This window comes from Pseudomonas capeferrum (assembly GCF_013523055.1).
Classification (GTDB): domain Bacteria; phylum Pseudomonadota; class Gammaproteobacteria; order Pseudomonadales; family Pseudomonadaceae; genus Aquipseudomonas; species Aquipseudomonas capeferrum_A.
The window spans coordinates 115,706-129,765 of the sequence record NZ_JAAMQM010000020.1 but is presented as its reverse complement, the minus strand read 5'-3'; the positions used below and the strand labels follow the sequence as shown (position 1 = coordinate 129,765).

Genomic DNA, 14,060 nt, shown 5'->3' with positions numbered 1-14,060 from the left:
GGCGATGGCAGGCTTCTTGGTGAACCATTCACCGGCAGCCCAGGAGTCCAGCACGGCCTTGGCATGCGCGTTGCCGGCCTTGGCCTTTTCGGCCACGTCGTGGAAGGCGTCGAACATCAGCAGGGTGTGCTTGAGCTGGTCGGCGGCGACGGCGCCCAGTTCGGCGTCATCCAGCAGCTCGACCAGGGTGGTGATGTTGTAGCCGCCTTGCATGGTGCCCAGTAGCTCTACGGCGCGCCTTTTGCCGATGATTGGCGAAGTGACCTGGCCGTGGGCAATCGCATTGAGAAAGCTGGCCTTGACATACGCGGCTTCATCCACGCCAGACGGCACACGGTTGCTGATCAGATCGTAGAGGAATGGCTCCTCGAACGCCGGAGGATTCAGCAACAGCTGTACTACCTCTGCGGTTTGTTCGGCATTCAACGCCAAGGGCGGCAGTCCATCTGCAGCGCGTGCCCTTACCTGGTGGATATAAGTTTCAAGCACAGCGATTGCTCCTAGTGGCACAGTAAAAAAGTAAGCGCAGGAGCGGCATCGAGGGTGACGGCTCAGCAACCGGCTGAACCTGGGCCTACTATAAGGAGCTGACGCTGACAACTTGGCTGCAGCAGCTCTTCGAACATGCAATAAAAATAACAATCTTTCAGCTATGTGACAACTGACGCATTGACATTTACTCGATCGAGACCAAGAGTTAGCGGGCTGTCGTCCTTCTGACGCCGTTGCATGCTGGCCTCACGAGAGCACCGATGAGCCTTCGTCAGTCAAAGAGAAATCACATGAAATACTGGTTCCCCGTTAAACGAGCGGTCGACTTCAACGTCAAGGTCCGGGGCAAGACGGGCAACTCCGGGGGTCGATCTTGACAATGTCAAGATGGCGCTCAATCTCTTCTGTGAAATTGCTATCGAAGAAGCGGTTCGGCCTAAAGAACAAGGTTTGGCGACCGAAGTTGTGGTGGTTACGGCAGGCAGACAAGCTAGGCGCGGGTGTCGGCGCTTCGCGCGCCGCGGTCGATGCGGGATTCGCTCCCAACGCTATGCAGGTGGGCCAAACCGGTAAGGTCGTTGCGCCGCAGCTGTACTTGGCGGTCGGCATTTCGGGGGCGATTCAGCACTTTGGCGGGTATGAAAGACTCCAAGTGATCGTTGCGATCAACAAGGATGAAGAAGCACCGATATTCCAGGTGGCGGACTGCGCCCTGGTTGCCGACCTGTTCGAAGCGGTTCCGGAATTGGCAAGTTTGCTCTGAAGCTCCGAACGGCAGGCGGCTTCAAGCCGCCTGTAACGCTGCAGGCAGCGCAATGCAGAAAGCCAGGGAAAATACCCTAGAACGTAAACGCCCCGCTAAGCGGGGCATCTGTGTAGCACATATGCCGTCAGGCGTTTTCTGCCATGATCTTGCCATCTTCCTTGGCAACGGCAGTGAACATTTGGATGATATCGCCCGAGGTAACGCAGCGGCGTACTTCGCCTTCTTTCAATGGCGCTGGGCCTCCGAACGACTTGGGCGAAGTGTCAACGTCGGTTGCCAGGGCGCGTAAGGCACCCACGGTGCAGTGCTCACGGCCGCCCATTTTGCCGAATGCGTCAAAATTGTAAGCACGCAAGGCATTGCCATGAGTGATCTTGTCGATGGCGGTTTGTGGTAGGTGCTTGAGTGAATCGACGAGCATCTCGGCACATTCCGGCCATACCGTATCCGAATGCGGGTAGTCGCACTCGTACGCTACGTTGTCTTCGCCGATTTCATCGAGGTTTTTCAGGCCGAAGCGGTCATCAATGAAGCAGGTTTGGAAATGTTCGCGGAACACTTCGCTGGGCTTTTTGCCACCGAAGTCCGCATAGGTCCATGCCTTGTGGTGCTCGTGTACGAAATCGGCACGCTCAAGGAAGTAGGGGATCCAGCCAATACCGCCCTCGGAGAGCGAGATCTTGAGGTCTGGATAGCGGTGCAGGGCCTTCAGGTGCAGCCAGTCTGCCGCCGAGTTGACGATGGAGATCGGCATGGTAATGATCCACGCGTCGATCGGCGAGTTCATCGATGCGTGTGGCGCCTGTGCACCTGAGCCGATGTGAATGTTGATAACCATTTTGTTCTCGGCACAGACTTTCCACAGCGGCTCCCAGTGGGCGTCATGGATACTGGGTTGGCCTTTGAGCGATGGGTTGTCGGAGAACGAAATGGCATGGCAACCCTTGGCAACGACACGCTTGATCTCGGCGACCGTGGCGTTGATGTCCCAGTAGGGCACGATTGCGTTGGGAATGTTGCGGCCTGGATAACTGCCGCACCATTCGTCGATGTGCCAGTCGTTGTAAGCCTGAAGCAGGGTGAGCGCGTTGCTCTTGTTTTCGAACTGGTGGAACAGGCTGCCATCGAACGTCACAACGCTGGGGAAGTTCAGCGAGGCCAGCAGGCCATTCGCGTTCATGTCATCGATGCGTGCATGAATATCCCAGGCGCCCTTGCGCATTTGTTCAAAAGAGATGGGCTCACAGCCGTATTCTTCGCGCAAACGGCCGACCACGGCGTTGAGGCCGATGTTACCGGCCCGGCGACCCTCGAACAGCCAGTAATCAGCCCCATTCTTGTCTTTGAGCACCTTGGGTGCGAAGGCTTTCTGCGCAATGGTGAGGTGCTGCTCGAACATAGTTGGCGGCTCGACGATGTGGTCGTCGACGCTGACAAGAATGAGATCATCGATTTTCATGCGTTATCTCCATCGCTCAAGCGGCCCCTCACCAGTAGGTTGGACTGCTCTAGGTTTATTGTTGTATGCGAGGTAGAACGTTACCTCGACTCACGGCGTTCATCAACATAAAAAACAGACGAAGAGTCAGTTACTGATCATTTTGTATAGCTCAGGCTGCCTGCACAGCTTTCAGAGCCTGACCTGAAACGTTCAGCACTCTTTCTCTTTACGTCAGTCCGGCTACATACACGGCGCCGACAGGCGGTGAACCTGCCGCTGGAGACGGGGTGCATTAGCTAATACAATGTCATCTTTTGGCGTGCGGAGGTGATGTGATGGGGTTGTGCCTTTTAGGGAGGATAGTGGGGGCTGTAATAGGTATTGTGCTAGCGCTGCCCGCCTGGGCCGTCGAGGAGTCGTATGAGGCAGAAGACCGGGAGGCCCGTGCGTTACTCAAGAGCGCGGCGGCTTACTATCACGAATACAAGGCACAGGCGTTGCCGGTATTCAGTCGGCAAGGGCCTTTCATTCGCGACGACCATTATGTCTACGTTCTAGACAGCAATGGCGTAATGCTCGCCAGCGGAGGGCCGTCAGCCAGCCTGATAGGCAGCAGCCTGCTAGAGCAACTGCCTGACGACATCAAGCAGTCCTTCGAGCACGCGTTGAGCGTGCAAGAGCAGCAGGGGGTCCAGGAAGCAGAGTACCGCTGGACGAACTGGCAAACCGGGCGGGTCGAACGTAAACGGGTGTTGTTCCAGCGGGTCGATGATGTGTTGCTCGGCGTTGGCTACTACATATCCAAAGCTACCCCGGCGCATGCCAGGGCGCTTCTGGACAAAGCGGTAAGCGCCATTACCACGCAACCGGAGCAGACATTAAGTGCCATCAACAGCGAAAACCTGGCGTTTCTTCAGGATGACCTCTACGTCTTCGTCGTCGATTTGGTTACATCACACTTCGTGGCACACGGCTATAACCCACGCCTGATAGGCACCGACTTTCGCCGGTTAAAAGACCCAACGGGTAAACCTGTGGGCGTGCCAATACTGGCAGCGGCGAATCAGCGCAGTGCCGGCGAGTACGACTACCAGTGGCTCAACCCTCTGACTCACAAGGTAGAACAGAAACATACCTATTTCAGGCGAGTCGGCAACTATCTAGTGGCGGTTGGTTATTACGAGAGAGTCGTTGAGTAGGTGCAGCGATAGGCGCCGGCTGGGGTGCGCAGGCTATTTGCATGGCCGCGCGCTGGCATAGCTGAACCAGCGGGGCAGGGTCATCTGCGCAGCTGTCACGCCAGAGGCAAATGCCCGTCAGCATGGCCAGGATGGCGCCACTGGTCATGTGATCCTGGCTCAGCAACCCGTGACGCTCACCCCGCAGCAGGATGTGTTTCAGCTCCTGTTCATAGCTGGATTTTAGCGCCATGACGTAGCACTTGTGTGGCTCCGATAGGTTGCGCAGGTCCATGCTGGCAATCAAGCTTTCGCTGTAGCGTGCGCGCTGGAACTCAAGGTGGTGGGCGACAAAGGAATTCAGCGCGGTTACCGGGTTGTCACGTTTTTTCGACCTTTGTTGCCAGGATTGCTGCAGGTCCTCCAGATAGCTGGCAATCAGGTCCTGCAGAAGGTCGTCTTTACTCTGATAGTAAGTGTACAGCGAGCCTGCCTGCAGGCCGCAGCTTCTGGCCAGTTGGCGCAGGGAAACAGCGCCAAAGCCGTGCTCGGCGATCAAGGCGATGGCGTTGCTGCGGATGTCGTCGATTCTGGACATGGCGAGGGTCAGGGCGCGGGGGCGGCAGTCAGGGCTTTGAGGCAGACCGACTCGTCTGCAAGCAGTTCGGCATCGCCTTCGAATCTGGCCTGTACCAGCTTCTTAATGGCCATGAACTCTTGCTGACGGTTGACGCAGTCCGCGGCGATAAGCCGGCCCTCGCGCCAGTAAAACGCGACAAATGAGCGTAACGCTCTAGAGCCACGTAGTACGACCTGGTCGTAGCCCTGACTGATACCCGCGATCTGCAGTTTGAGATCATATTGGTCTGACCAGAACCAGGGGAGCGAGCGATACGGGGCTTCTTTGCTATTGATGTAAGAGGCTGCAGCGCGTGCCTGCTCGACCGCGTTGGGGATGGACTCCAGGCGCAACCGGCCGCCGTGGTGGTTATTGAAGTGGTTGCTACAATCGCCTACGGCGAAAACGTCGGCCGTATCGGTACGAGCGTACTCGTCTACCCAGATGCCGTTATTCACCGCGATGCCTGCCTGCTCGGCCAATTCACTGTTGGCGATGGCACCTACGCCCACTAGCATCAGGTCCACCGGGAGGCGCGCGCCGTCTACGGTGATCACGGCATCTACCCGCTGCCCTGTAACATCCAGGCATACCCGTTCGATCTGCGCATTGACTCGGATTTCTACTCCAGCCGCCCGATGCTCCTGCTCATAGAAGCTCGAAACCTGCTCTGCAGTGACCCGTGCCAGTACCCTGGGCTGAGGCTCCACTACGGTTACCAGGAGCCCCGCTTTCTGGGCTGCGGCTGCGACCTCAAGGCCGATATACCCTCCGCCGACAATCACCAGGCGGCGCCCTTCGTGCCATTGAGCTTGCAAGCGTTGGGCATCGGCCTGGGTACGCAAGTAATGCAGGTTATCCGGTTGATGCTCACCTAAGCCCGGAACATCCAGCGTGCGCGCCCTACTGCCGGTCGCGAGGATCAAGTAGTTCCAGGCGAGGTTGCTGCCATCGGTCAGTTGTACCGAACGAGCGGCGAGGTCAAGGCTGCGCACCGAGGTGCCAAGGCGCACTTCGATGGCCGCTTTCTCATAGGCTGCTGCGGGGCGGATGGGCAATGACTCGGCACTGATCTGCCCGCTCAAAAAGCCCTTTGACAGCGGCGGGCGCTGATAGGGAAGGGTGGGTTCATCACTGAGGATCAAGATGCGGCCAGGGTAGCCGTGCTGCCTGAGCGAGATAGCGGCCTCGCTACCTGCATGGCCTCCGCCGACGATTATCGCGCAGGGGTGTGTCTGGGCTGTCATGACATTCTCCGATAGAGGCGGGCGGGTTCAGGCGATCTCAAGCATCGCGAAATCTTCTTTGGTTGCGCCGCATTCCGGGCAGATCCAGCTTTCGGGCACGTCTTCCCAACGGGTGCCCGCAGGGATCCCCTCTTCGGGTACGCCAAGGGCCTCGTCATAAACGAAACTGCAGAAAAAGCATTGCCACTTCTTCATATCCACTCCAGGTTCTAGCTGTGCCATTGCAATGGCGTTTTGCTGTTCTTTGCCTACGGCCCGCTCAGGCAGGCAGATTTTCGCGGCCTTTGACCATGCGTAGTGGCGTGTAGATCATGACTACACTGCCATCCTGCTTAACCACCCGGTTGCGCGTGCGCACCAGCCCCATGCCGGGCTTGCCCTTGCTAGGGCGGACCTCGATCACTTCGACTTCGACATGGACCGTGTCGCCTGCAAAGGTGGGGCCCTTGATATCCAGCTCCATGTTCAGGAATGCCACGCCAACGCCCTGCAGCGCGGTCTGGAACAACAAGCCTTCGGCCATGCAGAACACCTGCCCGCCGGGCACTAGGCGGCCATCGAAGCCTGCCTCGCGGCGGAACTCGGTATTGGTGAAAAGCACCTCGAGCATGCCAGTGGCGGATATGAAGTTGACGATATCGGCCTCGGTAATGGTGCGCCCGTAGGTCTTGAACTGGCGGCCTACGGGCAACTCTTCCCAGGTAAACCCGGTGCCAATAGTTTCGATCTCACTCATGGTGTGTTCCTTGTTGTTGTGACCAGGGCGGGTCAGATCGGATCCCACGTGGTGAGCTGCGGGGAGGGGGTGTTTTCGTAGAAGGAATTCTGCATCGCTGGTATGGCGTGCTCGGCGATGCTCTGCGGGGTCCACCCCTCGCTGCGATGCACCGAACGGGTCACTCGCGACTGTGAGTAGAGGTAGATCTCATTGGCGCGCACGCCGAAGACCTGGCCAGACACGCCGGCACCCGCGTCACTGGCCAGGTACACCGCCAGTGGCGCAATCTTGCGCGGCTCCATGGTCTTGAGTTTTTCCATGCGCTCGACGGCTTGCGGGGTGTCGGTGGGTACCGAAGCGGTCATGGCGGTCCAGGCAAACGGCGCGATGCAGTTGGAGCGTATGTTATAGCGCGCCATATCCAGGGCGATGGATTTGGACAGGCCGACCAGGCCCAGCTTGGCGGCTGAGTAGTTAGCTTGCCCAGGGTTGCCTATCAAGCCGCTGGTAGAGGTCATATGGATATAGGCGCCACTGGCCTGAGCCTTGAAATGAGGCGCTGCGGCGCGGGCGACATAAAATGAGCCGTTGAGGTGGACATTGATGACGGCCTGCCATTCTTCAAGGCTCATGTTGAAGAAGAAGCGGTCACGGACGATGCCGGCGTTGTTAACCACGCAGTCAACCCGGCCATAGTTGTCCATGGCGGCTTGAACGATGCGCTGGGCCGAGTCCCACTCCGATACGCTGTCGTCGCTGGCAATCGCTTCACCGCCCGCGCTGCGGATTTCCCCGACCACGGCCTGGGCGGCGCTACCACCGTCGGCGGTGCGCCCCAGGTCGTTAACCACTACGCGCGCGCCTTCGGCGGCGAAGGCAAGTGCAAATTCCCGGCCGATACCGCTGCCGGCACCGGTAATGACTACAACTTTGTCCGCAACCATGTTGGCCATGACGCCTCCTCTTATCGTTTTTTTTCAGCGCCTGGTGCCGGTGGCTACCTGCGCCTGCGTGCTAATGGCTCATAATAACTGTAAGTGTGTCAGTTATGTCTAGTCAATTTGATCGATTTACGATACTCGTCGATGACGTAAAGTCCTCCACACGTGAACGCTGCAGGCACTTCGCTAGCTGCGGGCGCTGTTAATAGATTCGACCGACAGCTGTCATTTTGTTTATTATCGGATTTTTAGGCCACCTGCGAATGGTCCCGTAAACGGGGCTGAAGGTTTCAGCGGTGCGCCAATCTTGAATTTGGAGTCAAAAGGGAATCATGCCATGGCACATGAATTAAGCATGAACAAGCAGGGGCAGGTCCTGGGGCGCAAAGGGCAAGAGACGCGCCAGCGACTGATGTCGGCTACCCGACGCCTGCTCTTCACCCACCCGCTGGTGGATATCACCGCAGTGGCAATTGCCAAGGCTGCCGGTACATCCTCGGCGAGTTTCTACATGTATTTCGATGACGTGCAGGACGTGCTGTACTCGCTGGCGCTGGAAGCCGGCGAAGACATGGCCAAGGTCTCGTTGTTTCTCGAGGAGCCGTGGCCGCTTGATCGGTTCGAGGAGGAAGCGCTGCGCCTGATCGAGGCGCTGAACGGGGTCTGGAGCCGGCATCGTGAAGTGTTGCGTTATCGCAACCTCGAAGCTGATCGGGGTGATCCGCGCTTCGAAGAGTTGCGAATGAATACCTACATTCCGTTCATCGAACGCTTCGCCAAGTTGATTCTCATGGTCAACCCAGCAGCGGGCAGTCGCAAAAAGGGCGACGCTTATGCCGAAGCCACGGTACTGCAGGCCGCCATGGAGCGCCTGGCGTCTACCGACCCGGTGGTGATGGAGCGCGGCTTGGGCGCCAAGCGGATCAACGCCGCAATTGCCCGAATTGTGGTGCAGACCTTGCGCAGCGCCATGGCTCCCCCGGCAGCGGCGCAAAACGCTGCGCCACCGCGTGCGCGCAAGCCGCGGGTGGCCAAAGCGGTTAAGGCAGTCGACCCCGTCTCCGAAGGGGTCACTACCCCATAGCGTTGCTAGGCGGCAAAGGGCTCAGTCCTGGTATTCGATAACGCCATGGCTGAGTACCGGCTGGTCGCGCTCCACCGCATGCATGCGCAGTAGCGCCAGGCCGGGCTCCACTTGCCAGAGCTCAAGGCGCATGGTTTCACCGGTGTACATGGGCCCGGCATAGCGCACCGTAAAGCTGCGCAGGCGCCTGGCGTCGTTGCCGCATACCAGGCGCAGTGCGCCACGACAGGCAAGGCCAAAACAGCCTACACCTCGCATCATCGCCTGTGGCTTACCCTGGGTTTGGGCCGCGATGGCGATATCAGCGCTGAGGCGAAACAGCGTGTCTGGGCTTCCCGGGGTGGGTATGTCCAACACCAGGTCGGCCTGGCGAGTCGGCAGTGGGGCGGGGCGGGGCGTGTCTTGTGGCTTGCCGCCGAAGCCGCCGTTACCGCGCAGGAGGGTGGTGACCTCGATGCTGGCAACGGCTTTCCCCGTCGGCTCGCTGAGCGTCAGTGTCTGCAGCATGACCGCGCCCTTGTCGGCGCCGCGATCGAATACCTCATCGATTTTCTGGGTTATCACCAACTCGCCCTCGCAAGCGAGCGGTCGATGCATGCGCAGGCTTTCCTGGGCATGCACGATCTGCTGCCAGGCAATGCCGGTGCGCGGGTCCATTTGCCAGAACTCGCCGTCGGCCAGGGCAACGGCAGTAGCTGGCAGTACCTGCAAGGCGTCGCCCGGCTCAAGGAAGCTACGGTCAGGCTCAGCCCAATCGGGCGATCCACCTGCACCGAAACCGCGGGCGATGAGGATACAGTCCTCTTGGCTGTAGCGCCGGACTACGGCAGGAAACGGCCAATTCATCAACTTTTGATAATTGAGGGCCACCGACAACTCCTGGGGATAGAAAAGGAACGAAGGGGCGAAGGATCAACTTCCTTGCCCCACGGTTTCAGGACTGGGCCTTTTTCGCAGCTTCCATCGAGGCGCGCATGCCGGCAGCGGCGAGATCCAAGTGCTCCCTGGTGGAAGTACTGAGGATGTGCGTATCAAAGTGCGCCATCAGTGAGTTTCTGAAGCCCATGATGTCTGCAGAGCGGTTCAGCGAACGCTTGAGCATACGGATGCCAATAGGTGGGGCAGCAGCGATGCGATTGGCCAGTTGCAGGGTGAAATCCTCCATCTCGGCACGCGGTACCACGTGGTTGACCATGCCCCACTCCTTGGCTTCGGCGGCCGACACGCGTTGGCCTGTGAAGAGGAACTCCTTGGCTTTGCGCAACCCCATGACCCACGGGTGCACCAGCGCTTCAACCGAAGCAGCGGCGAGGCTGTGGCAGACCGGGTCACTAAAGAAGGCGTCATCAGCAGCCACTACCATGTCGCACATGTTGGCCACCATGAAGCCACCCGCGATGCAGGCGCCCTGTACTTGGGCAATGGTAGGCTTTGGGAAGTCCCAGATGCGCAGTGCGTTGCCCAGGTAGTGCTCGCTTTCCCACAGCCAGTGCTGCTCGGGGGTAAAGTTGCCGCGTTTCTCCATGCCATCCATGAGGTCATGGCCGGCAGAAAAATGCTTGCCGGTGGCTCCGATGATGACCACACGAATGTCGTCATCACGCTTGGCGCGCTCAAGGGCGTGGTCGAGCTCGGCCAGCAAATGCTCCGATTCGGCGTTAGCCTGGGTTGGACGGTTGTGGTAAATGCGGGCGACCTCGCCGATCACTTCATAGCTGATTTCCGAATATTCCATTTTTTATTCCTCGTCTTGGGCGGCAGTAAATTCTGCATAGCCGTTGTTCAGGATGATCAGGTCGCGCTCTACGACGCGCGCGCGGAAGCTGGCCTTGCCCGGCCCTTCATGCCAAACCTCTACCTTCAGCGTCTCCCCGGGGTACATGGGAGCGGCGAAGCGCAGGTTCAGCGCCCGCAGGCGGGTTGGGTCATCGTTGCACAGGAGATGAACGATCGCCCGGCCTGCCATGCCGTAGCTGCTCATGCCGTGCAGGATCGGCTTGTCAAAGCCTGCCTTGCCGGCGAACTCGGGATCGATGTGCAGCGGGTTGAGATCACCCGACAAGCGATAAATGGTCGCCTGCTCCGGGCGGCTGGGGAGTTCGGTGCTTAGGTCGAAGGAGCGCTCTTGCGGTATGGCATGGGGCTTTGGTTGGCCCTCGGCAGTGCCGCCGAAGCCGCCGTTGCCACGCATGAACGTGGACCAGGTCGAGGTCGCCAGCAGTTCGTCGGTCTGCGCATCGTAGATACGCCGCGACATGTACATCACTGCGCCTTTGTCTGCGCCCTTGTCATAGATCTCGTCGACGCTATCGCGGCCAATCAGTGTGCCTGCAGCCGGCAGTGGCTTGTGGATGCGCAGGAACTGCTCGCCGTGTAGCACCTTCGTCAGGTCGATGCCGGTTTCCGGCTGCGCCATCCAGAATTCACCGCTGGCCATGATAGTGGCCATGGTGGGCAACGCCTTAAGGCCCTTCTCATAAACGAATTGCAGGTCGTGGGCCGGCAGCGGGTTGCTGCTCGCGGCCCCCACCCCCAAGGCATAGAGAATGGTGTCGCGGGTGCTGTAGCTCTGTCGGCCCTCGGTAATGGGCCAGTTTTTGATGCGGTGGTAGTCGAGAGGCACAGTGCATTCCTCGCAGGTGGGTCATGCCATAGCATTGCTCGCCGCTAAATAACTGTCAAACAGTCAGTTACATAATTTATTTTTAGATGTAATGTATGGATTGCTTGCTAATGAATTGACATTACTGATGGCCTTTCAGTTGGTGGCGCACGATCTAGGCCGTGCAACGATGCACGGAAGACCCTGGGCAGGGCCCTCGCCCCCCACATACGAACAGGTTTTGGAGACAGACAATGGCTCTACTCGAAGGAAAAGTTGCCCTCATTACCGGCGCCGGCCGTGGCCTTGGAGCCGCGTATGCGCAACTCCTGGCGGCCGAGGGCGCGGCCGTGGTGGTGAATGACCTCGGGCGTGACGAAGGCGGTTGCTACACCGCAGAGTCGGTAGTTGCCGCAGTGCGGGCAAGCGGCGGGCGCGCCGTGGCGCATACGCAGGACATCTCCACCGTAGAGGGTGGCCAGTCCTTGCTTGATACCGCGCTCAGCGAGTTCGGCCGCGCCGATATCCTGATCAACAACGCCGGCATTCTGCGCGATAAGTCATTCCTCAAGCTGGGGGAGGCCGACTGGGACGCAGTTATCAAGGTTAACCTCAAGAGCATGTATGCGGTTACCCAGCCAGTTTTCGCCTGGATGAAGGAGAACGGCGGCGGTGTGGTAGTCAACACCGCCTCGACCTCCGGCCTGGTCGGTAACTTTGGTCAGAGTAACTATGCCGCCGCTAAGTGCGGGGCCTGGGGTTTCTCCAATGTGCTCGCCCTCGAAGGCGCCAAGGCCGGCATTCGCGTCTGGACGCTCGCGCCAGCAGCGGTGTCTGCGCTCACAGCACCACTGATGGATGAAGCCACCCAGGCGCAAATGGCGCCTGAGCACGTTGCCCAGGTGGTGCTGTACATGGTTAGCGAGTTGTCAGGGCAGCGCACCGGCCATTGCCTTTTTGCCTCCGGCCAGAGTGTCCGCGAGCTCAAGTTGGTGTCGGCCGAAGGCGTCCCAGGCGGCGGCAAGAATCCTGGGTTCGACGCCCGCAGCCTTGCTGCAGTAGAGGCTCAGGTGTACCGCCCGGAAGCCGCCCTGACCATCATGGATTTCGCCAAATAACCGCCCCGCACGCGGTTTTGCACACCCTTGGGAGTTCAACATGAGTAACAAAGTACTGGTAGCGGGCGTAGGCATGGTCAAGTTCACCAAGCCTGGCAAGAGCGAAATGTATGATGTGATGGGTGGCGATGCCGCTGCCTTGGCGCTGAAAGATGCCGGTATTGCATACGCCGAAGTGCAGCAGGCATACGCCGGTTTCGTCGCCGGTGATACCTGTTCTGGGCAAACCGCGCTGTACCGCGTCGGGCTCACCGGTATCCCGGTGATCAACGTCAATAATGCGTGCGCCAGTGGCTCTACGGCACTGTTCCTGGCGCGTCAAGCAGTGGCCAGTGGGGCTGTCGATGTGGCCTTGGCGGTGGGGTTCGAGCAGATGAACCCAGGTGCGATGTCTACAGGTGACGCCGCGCTACGCACACCCATTACGGTAAAGATCGACGAGTCGGTACGCCGCCTGCGGGGTTGGGACGACAACGCGCCTAGCGGGCCGCAGTATTTTGGCGGGGCGGGTGCCGAGTACCTGGAGAAATACAATGTCTCTGCCGACCTGTTTGGGCGTGTCTCCGTCAAGGCGCGCAGCCATGCCTTGCGCAACCCCTACGCGCTGTTTACCGAGGCCCTGACCCTGGAGCAGGTGATGGCTTCGCCGCAAATTTTCGGACCTCTCACACGGCTCATGTGCTGCCCGCCGACCTGCGGCGCAGCGGCAGTACTGGTGGTGTCCGAGGCCTATGCGCGCAAGCACGCCTTGGGCAACTGTGTGGAGATCGCCGGCATGAGCCTGGCTACCGACACTGCCGACAGTTTCGCCTCGGGCAGCATGCTCGACGTGGTCGGCGCTGGCCTGACCCGCAGGGCAGCGGCTCAGGCTTATGAACAGGCCGGGGTTGGCGCGGCTGATGTCGATGTGCTTGAGTTGCACGATTGCTTCTCGCCCAATGAGGTCATCACCTATGAAGCGTTGGGCTTGTGCGAGGAAGGTGGCGCAGAGAAGTTCGTCAGCGAAGGGCAAAATACCTATGGCGGGCGGGTAATCACCAACCCATCTGGCGGTTTGCTCTCCAAAGGGCACCCGCTGGGCGCCACCGGCCTGGCACAGATAACCGAACTGACCTGGCACTTGCGTGGCCAAGCCGGTGACCGCCAGGTTGAGAACGCGCGCATTGCCCTACAGCACAACATTGGCCTCGGCGGCGCTGGGGTGGTCACCATCCTCAAACGTATTTGAGAGTGAGGCGCCTGGTAACGGCTGGGCGCCCGTTTACTACCCTGATTGGAAGAAAGGCAGATGAGCGAATCCATGCCCCAGCAGTACCGTGAGATCCTCCTCGGCGTAGGTGAGAACCCTGACCGCCAGGGGCTGCGTGATACGCCCAAGCGTGCCGCCAAGGCCATGCAGTTTTTGTGTAATGGTTATCACAAGACCCTGGCGGAAATTGTCAACGGCGCTTTGTTCGAGTCAGATAGTGACGAGATGGTGATCGTCAAGGAAATTGAGCTGTATTCGCTGTGTGAGCATCACTTGTTGCCCTTCATCGGTAAGGCCCATGTGGCCTATATCCCGACCGGCAAGGTATTGGGGCTATCGAAAGTGGCCCGCATCGTCGACATGTTCGCCCGCCGGCTGCAGATCCAGGAGAACCTCACGCGGCAAATAGCCGAGGCTATCCAGGAAGTCACTGGTGCGGCCGGTGTTGCCGTGGTGATCGAGGCCAAGCACATGTGCATGATGATGCGCGGGGTCGAGAAACAGAACTCGGTGATGAGCACCTCAGTAATGCTGGGTGCATTCCGTGAGTTTCAGAATACCCGTTCCGAGTTCCTGCAATTGATCGGGCGCAACTAGCCGCGAGG

14 protein-coding genes and 3 pseudogenes are annotated in these 14,060 nt (G+C 59.2%); 7 read left to right on the top strand and 10 right to left on the bottom strand.

Translation table 11 applies throughout. From position 1 onward, the window contains the following. Window positions 1-489, bottom strand: a pseudogene (locus G7009_RS21505) (bifunctional aconitate hydratase 2/2-methylisocitrate dehydratase); the annotation flags it as partial. A 293-nt stretch (window positions 490-782) separates the two neighbouring features. Between G7009_RS21505 and G7009_RS27885 the strand changes: the two are divergent. Beyond that, window positions 783-984, top strand: a pseudogene (locus tag G7009_RS27885) (electron transfer flavoprotein subunit beta/FixA family protein); the annotation flags it as partial. Continuing rightward, a pseudogene (locus G7009_RS21500) lies at window positions 974-1,255 on the top strand (FAD-binding protein); the annotation flags it as partial. The pseudogenes G7009_RS27885 and G7009_RS21500, both read left to right, overlap by 11 nt. 127 nt (window positions 1,256-1,382) lie before the next feature. Here G7009_RS21500 and G7009_RS21495 read toward each other — a convergent pair. Then, window positions 1,383-2,717, bottom strand: a complete 1,335-nt coding sequence (locus G7009_RS21495; protein ID WP_181132111.1) for an amidohydrolase family protein — start codon at window positions 2,715-2,717, stop codon at window positions 1,383-1,385. Between the two features lie 317 nt (window positions 2,718-3,034). Between G7009_RS21495 and G7009_RS21490 the strand changes: the two genes are divergently transcribed. Further along, complete coding sequence (locus tag G7009_RS21490; RefSeq protein ID WP_181132110.1) at window positions 3,035-3,898, top strand: cache domain-containing protein; 864 nt, start codon at window positions 3,035-3,037, stop codon at window positions 3,896-3,898. On the opposite strand, the gene G7009_RS21485 is transcribed toward G7009_RS21490, so the two are convergent. From G7009_RS21485 to G7009_RS21465, 5 genes are all read right to left on the bottom strand, one after another. After that, complete coding sequence (locus G7009_RS21485; RefSeq protein WP_181132109.1) at window positions 3,840-4,475, bottom strand: TetR/AcrR family transcriptional regulator; 636 nt, start codon at window positions 4,473-4,475, stop codon at window positions 3,840-3,842. The genes G7009_RS21490 and G7009_RS21485 overlap by 59 nt on opposite strands. Window positions 4,476-4,483: 8 nt before the next feature. Then, window positions 4,484-5,743, bottom strand: a complete 1,260-nt coding sequence (locus G7009_RS21480; protein ID WP_181132108.1) for an NAD(P)/FAD-dependent oxidoreductase — start codon at window positions 5,741-5,743, stop codon at window positions 4,484-4,486. 27 nt (window positions 5,744-5,770) lie between these two features. Continuing rightward, window positions 5,771-5,938 (bottom strand): rubredoxin, encoded by a 168-nt coding sequence (locus G7009_RS21475; RefSeq protein ID WP_181132107.1) that lies wholly within the window; start codon window positions 5,936-5,938, stop codon window positions 5,771-5,773. Window positions 5,939-6,002: 64 nt separating this feature from the next. Continuing rightward, a complete protein-coding gene (locus G7009_RS21470; RefSeq protein WP_181132106.1) occupies window positions 6,003-6,479 on the bottom strand; it encodes a MaoC family dehydratase in 477 nt (158 codons plus the stop codon). Window positions 6,480-6,511: 32 nt separating this feature from the next. Beyond that, window positions 6,512-7,414, bottom strand: coding sequence for an SDR family NAD(P)-dependent oxidoreductase (locus tag G7009_RS21465; RefSeq protein ID WP_181132105.1), 903 nt, complete (start codon window positions 7,412-7,414; stop codon window positions 6,512-6,514). A gap of 325 nt (window positions 7,415-7,739) precedes the next feature. Here G7009_RS21465 and G7009_RS21460 point away from each other — a divergent pair, with 325 nt between their 5' ends. Beyond that, window positions 7,740-8,486 (top strand): TetR/AcrR family transcriptional regulator, encoded by a 747-nt coding sequence (locus G7009_RS21460; RefSeq protein WP_181132104.1) that lies wholly within the window; start codon window positions 7,740-7,742, stop codon window positions 8,484-8,486. Window positions 8,487-8,507: 21 nt separating this feature from the next. Here G7009_RS21460 and G7009_RS21455 read toward each other — a convergent pair whose 3' ends face one another. The 3 genes from G7009_RS21455 to G7009_RS21445 all read right to left on the bottom strand — a co-directional run bounded on the left by G7009_RS21455 (window position 8,508) and on the right by G7009_RS21445 (window position 11,109). After that, the gene (locus G7009_RS21455; RefSeq protein ID WP_181132103.1) at window positions 8,508-9,356 is read right to left on the bottom strand and encodes a MaoC family dehydratase N-terminal domain-containing protein; all 849 of its coding nucleotides are present in this window, start codon (window positions 9,354-9,356) and stop codon (window positions 8,508-8,510) included. A 64-nt stretch (window positions 9,357-9,420) separates the two neighbouring features. Continuing rightward, the gene (locus G7009_RS21450; protein WP_181132102.1) at window positions 9,421-10,221 is read right to left on the bottom strand and encodes an enoyl-CoA hydratase; all 801 of its coding nucleotides are present in this window, start codon (window positions 10,219-10,221) and stop codon (window positions 9,421-9,423) included. Window positions 10,222-10,224: 3 nt separating this feature from the next. Continuing rightward, window positions 10,225-11,109, bottom strand: coding sequence for a MaoC/PaaZ C-terminal domain-containing protein (locus tag G7009_RS21445; protein ID WP_181132101.1), 885 nt, complete (start codon window positions 11,107-11,109; stop codon window positions 10,225-10,227). Between the two features lie 233 nt (window positions 11,110-11,342). Here G7009_RS21445 and G7009_RS21440 point away from each other — a divergent pair, with 233 nt between their 5' ends. The 3 genes from G7009_RS21440 to folE are packed head-to-tail and all read left to right on the top strand — an operon-like array spanning window position 11,343 to window position 14,052. Then, on the top strand, window positions 11,343-12,206 hold the full coding sequence (locus tag G7009_RS21440; protein ID WP_181132100.1) for an SDR family NAD(P)-dependent oxidoreductase: 864 nt from the start codon (window positions 11,343-11,345) through the stop codon (window positions 12,204-12,206). Between the two features lie 40 nt (window positions 12,207-12,246). Beyond that, window positions 12,247-13,434, top strand: a complete 1,188-nt coding sequence (locus tag G7009_RS21435) for a thiolase C-terminal domain-containing protein (RefSeq protein WP_181132099.1) — start codon at window positions 12,247-12,249, stop codon at window positions 13,432-13,434. A 60-nt stretch (window positions 13,435-13,494) separates the two neighbouring features. Continuing rightward, entirely contained in the window at window positions 13,495-14,052 is a 558-nt protein-coding gene (folE, locus tag G7009_RS21430; RefSeq protein ID WP_181132098.1) for a GTP cyclohydrolase I FolE, read from the top strand. Window positions 14,053-14,060: the final 8 nt, after the last annotated feature.

Excerpts from the sequence above, each read along its gene's own strand:
- G7009_RS21495 (WP_181132111.1), bottom strand. The coding sequence starts at position 2,717 with ATGAAAATCGATGATCTCATTCTTGTCAGCGTCGACGACCACATCGTC.
- G7009_RS21490 (WP_181132110.1), top strand. The coding sequence starts at position 3,035 with ATGGGGTTGTGCCTTTTAGGGAGGATAGTGGGGGCTGTAATAGGTATT.
- G7009_RS21485 (WP_181132109.1), bottom strand. The coding sequence starts at position 4,475 with ATGTCCAGAATCGACGACATCCGCAGCAACGCCATCGCCTTGATCGCC.
- G7009_RS21480 (WP_181132108.1), bottom strand. The coding sequence starts at position 5,743 with ATGACAGCCCAGACACACCCCTGCGCGATAATCGTCGGCGGAGGCCAT.
- G7009_RS21475 (WP_181132107.1), bottom strand. The coding sequence starts at position 5,938 with ATGAAGAAGTGGCAATGCTTTTTCTGCAGTTTCGTTTATGACGAGGCC.
- G7009_RS21470 (WP_181132106.1), bottom strand. The coding sequence starts at position 6,479 with ATGAGTGAGATCGAAACTATTGGCACCGGGTTTACCTGGGAAGAGTTG.
- G7009_RS21465 (WP_181132105.1), bottom strand. The coding sequence starts at position 7,414 with ATGGCCAACATGGTTGCGGACAAAGTTGTAGTCATTACCGGTGCCGGC.
- G7009_RS21460 (WP_181132104.1), top strand. The coding sequence starts at position 7,740 with ATGGCACATGAATTAAGCATGAACAAGCAGGGGCAGGTCCTGGGGCGC.
- G7009_RS21450 (WP_181132102.1), bottom strand. The coding sequence starts at position 10,221 with ATGGAATATTCGGAAATCAGCTATGAAGTGATCGGCGAGGTCGCCCGC.
- G7009_RS21440 (WP_181132100.1), top strand. The coding sequence starts at position 11,343 with ATGGCTCTACTCGAAGGAAAAGTTGCCCTCATTACCGGCGCCGGCCGT.
- G7009_RS21435 (WP_181132099.1), top strand. The coding sequence starts at position 12,247 with ATGAGTAACAAAGTACTGGTAGCGGGCGTAGGCATGGTCAAGTTCACC.
- folE (WP_181132098.1), top strand. The coding sequence starts at position 13,495 with ATGAGCGAATCCATGCCCCAGCAGTACCGTGAGATCCTCCTCGGCGTA.